This is a genomic window from Streptomyces sp. NPDC060194 (assembly GCF_042728285.1).
Lineage (GTDB): Bacteria > Actinomycetota > Actinomycetes > Streptomycetales > Streptomycetaceae > Streptomyces.
On the sequence record NZ_JBHWZH010000207.1, the window covers coordinates 1 to 7,609 of the forward strand.

The following is a 7,609-nucleotide window of genomic DNA, read 5'->3' on the forward strand; positions in this document are numbered from 1 at the left end:
AGCGTGCATGGCTCTTGGTCAGTCGTGCGCCCTGCCGCCGGTCTCCGCCCGCCGCCGTAGTCCAGGAACCGTGGACCCCTCATGACTCGCTTTCTCATCCGCAGGTCACTGGGCGCTGCCCTCATTCTCGTGTTGATCAGCGCCTTCACCTTCTTCGCCTACTTCGCGGTGCCCGCGGACCCGGCCCTCCTGGCCTGCGGCAAGAACTGCACCCCCGACGCTTTGGAGGTCATCCGCCAGAACCTTGGCATCGATGATCCGGTGATCGTCCAGTACTGGAACTTCGCATCGGGGGTCTTCCTCGGACGGGACTTCAGCGTCGGGCACTGCCCCGCCCCGTGCTTGGGCATTTCCTTCAACGACCAGCAGCTGATCTGGGACACCATCGTCGACCGGTTCCCGCTCACGCTGTCGCTGACCATCGGTGGTCTGATCATCTTCACGACCCTGGGCATCGGCGCGGGCATGATCGCCGCCCGCAACAAGGGCAACGCTCTCGACAAGACGTTCACCAGCACCTCGCTGGTCGCGAGCTCCATGCAGATCTACTTCCTGGGCCCCGTCGTGATGGGTCTGCTGGTCTGGTCCACCGGCTGGCTCAACGAGCCGAAGTACATCCCGTTCACCGAGGATCCGCTCAGCTGGGCCGGCGGCCTGCTCATCCCGTGGTTCGTGATGTCGCTGATCTTCACCGCCCAGTACACCCGGATGTCCCGCGCCACCCTCATCGAGCAGCTCCAGGAAGAGCATGTGCGAACTGCTCGCGCCAAGGGCATGACCAGCAAGTACGTCTTCTTCCGGTACGCCTGGCGCGGCTCGCTCATCCCCATCGTGACGATCCTCGGCATCGATCTCAGTGGCCTGCTCAGCGGCGCGGTCGTGACGGAGTTCACGTTCAGTCTGGCCGGACTCGGCCGACTCGCCGTCCAGTCCGTGGTGAACCGCGACCTTCCGATGACCATGGGCGTCATGCTCGTCGGCGCCGCATTCATCCTGATCCTGAACATCATCGTGGACGCCCTGTACGCGGCCATCGACCCGCGCGTACGGCTGGCCTAGGAGACCCCCACCCATGACCACTCTGACCAAGGAATCGGGCGGCCTGTCCACCGACGGATCGAGGTCCTTCCTCTCCGTCCGCGACCTGCGGGTGCAGTTCTCTACCGAGGACGGCATCGTCAAGGCCGTAGACGGCCTCAGCTTCGACATCGAACGCGGCAAGACCCTCGGTATCGTCGGCGAGTCCGGCTCCGGCAAGTCGGTGACGAACCTGACGATCCTCGGGCTGCACAACCCGAAGTCGACCAACGTGCAGGGCGAGATCTGGCTGGACGGTCAGGAGCTGATCGGCGCGTCCGAGCGGGAGATGGAGAAGATCCGCGGCAACAAGGCCGCGATGATCTTCCAGGACCCGCTGACGGCCATGTCGCCCTACTACACGGTGGGCCGGCAGATCTCCGAGCCGTACATGAAGCACACCGGGGCCTCCAAGAAGGAGGCACGGGACCGGACCATCCAGATGCTGGAGAAGGTCGGCATCCCGCAGCCCAAGCTGCGCGTGGACGACTACCCGCACCAGTTCTCCGGCGGCATGCGCCAGCGCGCGATGATCGCCATGGCACTGGTCTGCGACCCCGACCTGCTCATCGCTGACGAGCCGACCACCGCGCTCGACGTCACCGTGCAGGCGCAGATCCTCGACCTGCTCAAGGACCTCCAGCAGGAGTTCGGCTCCGCGATCGTCTTCATCACCCACGACCTCGGCGTCATCTCCAACATGGCGGACGACATCATGGTCATGTACGCGGGCCGGGCGGTGGAGCGCGGCAGCCGCCGCGAGGTGCTCCGCACCCCCGAGCACCCGTACGCCTGGGGCCTGCTCAGCTCGATGCCGCGCCTCGGCTCGGACGTCGGCCAGCAGCTCACCCCCATCCCCGGCTCCCCGCCGAGCCTGCTCAACCCGCCGTCGGGCTGCGCGTTCAACCCCCGGTGCGGCTTCTCCTCGGAGGTCCCCGGCAACCGGTGTGTCACAGACCGCCCGGAGCTGCCGGCGGGACGCGGGGCGGCGTGCCATTTGACGCCCGCGCAGAAGCAGACCTTCTTCGTCGAGAAAATCAAGCCCCGGCTGGGCTAGGGAGACTGACCCAATGACCGACAACCTCACCCTCCCCTCGCCGCGGGGCGAGGCGACGCAGGGCGGCGCGCCGCTCCTGGTCGCCGAGAACCTGAGCATGCACTTCCCGATCAAGGGCGGCTTCCCGATCAAGCGGACGGTCGGTGCCGTCAAGGCCGTCGACGGCGTCGACCTGACCGTCCACCAGGGCGAGGCACTCGGCCTGGTCGGTGAATCCGGTTGCGGCAAGTCGACGACCGGCCGCCTGGTGACCCGGCTCCTGCAGCCGACCGGTGGGAAGATCACGTACCAGGGCCAGGACATCACCCGCGCCAACCGCAAGCAGCTCGCCCCCGTGCGGTCCGAGATCCAGATGATCTTCCAGGACCCGTACTCGTCGCTGAATCCGCGGCAGACGGTCGGCACGATCATCAAGTCGCCGATGGAGATCAACGGGATCAACCCGCCCGGCGGGCGTGAGAAGCGGGTCCAAGAGCTGCTGGAGACCGTCGGGCTCAACCCGGAGCACTACAACCGCTTCCCGCACGAGTTCTCCGGCGGCCAGCGGCAGCGCATCGGGGTGGCCCGCGCGCTCGCGCTGGAGCCGAAGCTGATCGTGGCGGACGAGCCGGTCTCCGCGCTCGACGTGTCGATCCAGGCCCAGGTCGTCAACCTGCTCCAGAAGGTGCAGGAGGAGATGGGCATCGCGTTCCTCTTCATCGCGCACGACCTAGCGATCGTCCGGCACTTCTCGCAGCGGGTCGCGGTCATGTACCTCGGCAAGATCGTCGAGGTGGGTCCGCGCGACTCGATCTACAACGGCCCGCGCCACCCGTACACGCACGCGCTGCTCTCCGCCGTCCCCGAGGTCGCCCTGGACGACGAGGAGGAGGCGCGCGAGCGCATCCGCCTCGCCGGGGACGTGCCCTCGCCGGTCAACCCGCCCTCGGGCTGCCGGTTCCGGACGCGGTGCTGGAAGGCGCAGGACAAGTGCGCGACGGAGGAGCCGCCGCTGGTGCAGCTCTCCGGCAACGCCGACGGTCACCTGACCGCCTGCCACTTCCCCGAGGACCCGACGATCGCGGCGGCCGACCGCGCCGAGGACGTCGTGCTCGACCCGGGCCTGAAGGCGCTCGAGGCCGAGCACTGAGCCGCACCCGCTGAACGAACGGGCCGGTCCCCTCCATACCGGAGGGGACCGGCCCTTCTGCGTACGCCGGCCCGTCAGAGCGCGTCAGGCGCGGTCGCCCGGGTCCGCCTGTCCCGGGACCACCTGGCGTTCCTCGGCGAAGTGGCAGGCGGAGTCGTGGGCGGCCGCGCCGCCGTCGATGCGGAAGACGGCGGGGACGGCGAGGAGGGGGACCTCCAGGGCGCAGCGTTCCTGGGCCTTCCAGCAGCGGGTGCGGAAGCGGCAGCCGCTGGGCGGGTTGGCCGGGGAGGGGACGTCGCCGGCGAGCAGGATGCGCTCGCGGGACTCGCGGGCGACCGGGTCGGGGACGGGGACGGCGGAGAGCAGCGCCTGGGTGTAGGGGTGGGTGGGGTGCTCGTAGATCTCCCGGTCGGTGCCGATCTCGACGATCCGGCCGAGGTACATCACGCCCACCCGGTCGGAGATGTGGCGGACGATCGACAGGTCGTGGGCGATGAAGACGTAGGACAGGTGGAACTCGCTCTGCAGCCGGTCGAGCAGGTTGATCACCTGGGCCTGGACGGAGACGTCGAGCGCGGAGACCGGCTCGTCGGCGACGATGATTTCCGGCTGGAGGGCGAGGCCGCGGGCGATGCCGATGCGCTGGCGCTGGCCGCCGGAGAACTGGTGCGGGTAGCGGTTGATGTACTCCGGGTTCAGGCCGACGACGTCGAGCAGGTCCTGGACCTTGCGCCGCCGGTCGCCCTTCGGCGCGACCTCGGGATGGATCTCGTACGGCTCGCCGATGATGTCGCCGACGGTCATCCGGGGGTTGAGCGAGGTGTACGGGTCCTGGAACACCATCTGGATGTTGCGGCGCACGGATTTCAGGGCGCGGGCGGAGAGCCGGCTGATGTCCTCGCCCTTGTAGAGGATCTTTCCGGCGGTGGGGCGTTCGAGGTTGACGAGCATCTTCGCGACGGTCGACTTGCCGCAGCCGGACTCGCCGACGATGCCGAGGGTTTCCCCGGCCGCCAGGTCGAAGCTGACACCGTCGACGGCCCGGACGGCGCCGACCTGCTTCTTGAAGAGGATGCCCTGGGTGAGCGGGTAGTGCTTCTCCAGGTCGCGGACCTGGAGGATCGGCTCGGGACCGCCGTTCGCCGCGTGCGCGGACTCCGCGCGGGCGTGCGCGAGCAGCCGGGCCGCCTCGTCGCCCTCGTCACGCAGGTGGCTCTTGCTGACGTGGTCAGGGTGCGTCATCGAGCGTCTCCTTCCAGAAGTGGCAGGCGCTCCTGCGTTCACCGGCCGTGAGGCGCTCGCGGTCGGCGGAGGGGTCCTCGGGCCTGCCGGCCCCGGGCACGGCCTCGCCGGCGAGCGTGCTGCCCTGCTCGCGCGGGGCGTCCTTCGCGAGCTCCGCCCCGGCCCCGGGGTTCCGCCCGTCGGGCGTCACCTCGTACAGCGGCGGGACCTGCTCGCGGCAGACCTCGCGGGCGCGGGGGCAGCGGGGGTTGAAGGCGCAGCCGGGGGGGATGCGGGTGAGGTTGGGCGGGAGGCCCTTGATCGCGTAGAGCTCCTGGCCCTTCTGGTCGAGGCGCGGGATGGAGTCGAGCAGGCCCCGGGTGTAGGGGTGGGCGGGGGCCTTGTAGATCTCGTGGACGGGCGCGGACTCCACGATCCGGCCCGCGTACATGACCGCGATCCGGTCGGCGACGTCGGCGACCACGCCGAGGTCGTGGGTGATGAGGATGAGCCCCATCCGCAGCTCGCGCTGGAGCTCGACGAGGAGGTCCATGACCTGGGCCTGGACGGTGACGTCGAGCGCGGTGGTGGGCTCGTCGGCGATGATCAGCTTGGGCTCCAGGGCGAGCGCCATCGCGATCATGATGCGCTGCCGCATGCCGCCGGAGAACTGGTGCGGGTACTGCCCCACCCGCTCCTTCGCGGCCGGGATGCGGACCCGGTCCATCAGCTCGACGGCCTTCGCCCGGGCGTCCTTCTTCGACATCCCGCGGTGCACGACGTACATCTCGCCGAGCTGCTCGCCCACGGTGAGCACCGGGTTGAGGGAGGAGAGCGCATCCTGGAAGATCATCGCCATCTGGGCGCCGCGCACCTTCCGGCGCTCCTCCTCCTTGAGCGTGAGGAGGTCGCGGCCCTCGAAGAGGATCTCACCGCCGGTGATCCGGCCCGGCGGCATGTCGAGGATGCCCATGACGGCCTGCGCGGTCACCGACTTGCCCGAGCCGGACTCGCCGAGGACGGCGAGCGTCTCGCCCTCGTCGACGTGGTAGTTGACGCCGTTGACGGCCCGGGAGACCCCCTCCCGGGTGCGGAACTCGACCTGCAGGTCGCGTACTTCGAGCAGCATGTCCGCCTACCTCAGCTTCGGGTCGAGGGCGTCGCGCACCGCGTCGCCGAGCATGATGAACGCGAGCACGGTGACCGCCAGCGCACCGGCCGGCCAGAGCAGCATGTGCGGGGCGTTGCGGACGTAGGCCGAGGCGCTGGAGATGTCGATGCCCCAGGAGACGGTGGGCGGCCGGAGGCCCACGCCGAGGTAGGACAGGGTCGCCTCCAGGGCGATGTACGTGCCGAGCGCGATGGTCGCCACCACGATCACCGGGGCGACCGCGTTGGGCGTGATGTGCCGCAGCAGCATCCGGGAGTTGGACGCGCCCAGTGCGCGGGCGGCCTGCACGTAGTCGTTCTGCTTGGCGGTGATGACCGAGCCGCGGGCGATGCGGTAGATCTGCGGCCAGCCGAGCAGCACCATGAAGCCGACGACCGGCCAGACGGTGTCCGCCTTGACCACCGAGAGGAGCACCAGGCCGCCGAGGACGACGGGGATGGCGAAGAAGACGTCGGTGAGCCGGGAGAGGACGGCGTCCCATCCCCCGCCGAAGAAGCCGGCGAGCCCGCCGAGCACGGAGCCGACGATCGCGACCCCGAGCGTGGCGCAGACGCCGACGGTGACCGAGGCGCGGGCGCCGTAGACCGTGCGGGTGTAGACGTCGCAGCCCTGTCCGTTGAAGCCGAAGGGGTGGCCGGGCTGGGAGCCCTGCTGGGCCTTGGAGAGGTCGCAGGAGAGCGGGTTGCCGGAGGCGATCAGCTGGGGCCAGATCGAGATGACGATCAGGAACAGGATGATCAGCGAGGAGATGATGAAGACGGGCTTGCGCCGCAGGTCGTGCCAGGCGTCGGACCAGAGGCTGCGCGGCTTGCCCTCGGGGCCCTGGCCCCCGGACCCGCTGCCCTCCAGGGTGGCGCCCTCGCTCATGGCGAGGTCCGTCGCGCCGCCCGCTCCGGTGGACGCGATCGCCGACCTGTCGTCGGGGACGTGCGGTTCAGGCATAGCGGATCCTCGGGTCGAGTACGGCGTACAGGAGGTCGACGAGCAGGTTGGCGAGCAGGAAGATGATCACCAGGACGGTCACGAAGCCGACGACGGTCTGGGTGTTCTGCCGCAGGATGCCCTGGTAGAGCTGGTAGCCGACGCCCTGGATGTTGAAGATCCGCTCGGTGACGATGGCGCCGCCCATGAGCGCGCCGATGTCGGTGCCGATGAAGGTGACCACCGGGATCAGCGAGTTGCGCAGCAGGTGGCGGGTGACGACCCGCCGGCGCGGCAGTCCCTTGGCGGTCGCGGTGCGGACGTAGTCGGCGCGGCGGTTCTCGGCGATCGACGTGCGGGTGAGGCGGGTGACGTAGGCCAGCGAGACCGAGGCGAGGACGAGGCCGGGCACGATCAGCTCGCTGAAGGGGGCGGCGGACGACACCGAGGGGTCGATGACCCCCCACTTCTGACCGAGCAGGAACTGCAGCAGCAGACCGGTGACGAAGGTGGGGACCGAGATCACCACGAGCGTCAGGATCAGCACGCTCGTGTCGACCGGGTGACCGCGGCGCAGGCCGGTGACCACACCGAGGGTGATGCCGATGACGATCTCGAAGAGGATCGCGACGATCGTGAGCCGGATCGTCACCGGGAAGGCGCTGCCCATCAGGTCGATCACCGGCTGGCCGTTGAAGGCGGTGCCGAAGTCGCCGGTGAAGACGTTGCCCATGTAGGTCAGGTACTGCTGCCACACCGGCTTGTCGAGGCCGAGGTCGGCGCGCAGCCGGGCGGCGGTGGCCGGGTCGCACTGGCGGTCGCCGCAGAGGCCGGCGACCGGGTCGCCCATCACGTTCACCATCAGGAAGATCAGCAGCGTGGCGCCGAAGAAGACCGGGATCATCTGCAGCAGCCGCCGGATCACATAGCGTCCCATGGACGTCTCCGGGGGTCGGTTCCGTGAACGACGGTGCGCCTCACGGGAGTTGTGGAACCGGGGGAAGCGGCGCGCGGCCCGGCGTGGTCACCGGGC

At 69.4% G+C, this 7,609-nt stretch carries 6 protein-coding genes and 1 pseudogene; 3 read left to right on the plus strand and 4 right to left on the minus strand.

Translation table 11 applies throughout. The features are described from left to right. Positions 1-81: 81 nt before the first annotated feature. Genes ACFWEG_RS27295 through ACFWEG_RS27305 form a run of 3 tightly spaced genes read left to right on the plus strand, consistent with a single transcriptional unit; the run spans position 82 to position 3,263 of the window. On the plus strand, positions 82-1,059 hold the full coding sequence (locus tag ACFWEG_RS27295) for an ABC transporter permease (protein ID WP_387220308.1): 978 nt from the start codon (positions 82-84) through the stop codon (positions 1,057-1,059). Positions 1,060-1,072: 13 nt separating this feature from the next. Beyond that, positions 1,073-2,134, plus strand: coding sequence for an ABC transporter ATP-binding protein (locus tag ACFWEG_RS27300; RefSeq protein ID WP_387220310.1), 1,062 nt, complete (start codon positions 1,073-1,075; stop codon positions 2,132-2,134). Between the two features lie 13 nt (positions 2,135-2,147). Then, positions 2,148-3,263, plus strand: coding sequence for an ABC transporter ATP-binding protein (locus ACFWEG_RS27305; RefSeq protein ID WP_387220312.1), 1,116 nt, complete (start codon positions 2,148-2,150; stop codon positions 3,261-3,263). Positions 3,264-3,347: 84 nt separating this feature from the next. Here ACFWEG_RS27305 and ACFWEG_RS27310 read toward each other — a convergent pair whose 3' ends face one another. The 4 genes and pseudogenes from ACFWEG_RS27310 to ACFWEG_RS27325 all read right to left on the minus strand — a co-directional run bounded on the left by ACFWEG_RS27310 (position 3,348) and on the right by ACFWEG_RS27325 (position 7,513). After that, complete coding sequence (locus ACFWEG_RS27310) at positions 3,348-4,505, minus strand: ABC transporter ATP-binding protein (RefSeq protein WP_387220314.1); 1,158 nt, start codon at positions 4,503-4,505, stop codon at positions 3,348-3,350. Positions 4,506-4,686: 181 nt separating this feature from the next. Then, positions 4,687-5,613, minus strand: a pseudogene (locus ACFWEG_RS27315) (ABC transporter ATP-binding protein); the annotation flags it as partial. 6 nt (positions 5,614-5,619) lie between these two features. Beyond that, positions 5,620-6,597, minus strand: coding sequence for an ABC transporter permease (locus ACFWEG_RS27320; protein ID WP_387220317.1), 978 nt, complete (start codon positions 6,595-6,597; stop codon positions 5,620-5,622). Further along, a complete protein-coding gene (locus ACFWEG_RS27325) occupies positions 6,590-7,513 on the minus strand; it encodes an ABC transporter permease (protein ID WP_387220318.1) in 924 nt (307 codons plus the stop codon). The genes ACFWEG_RS27320 and ACFWEG_RS27325 overlap by 8 nt, the downstream gene beginning before the upstream one ends. Between the last annotated feature and the right edge of the window lie 96 nt (positions 7,514-7,609).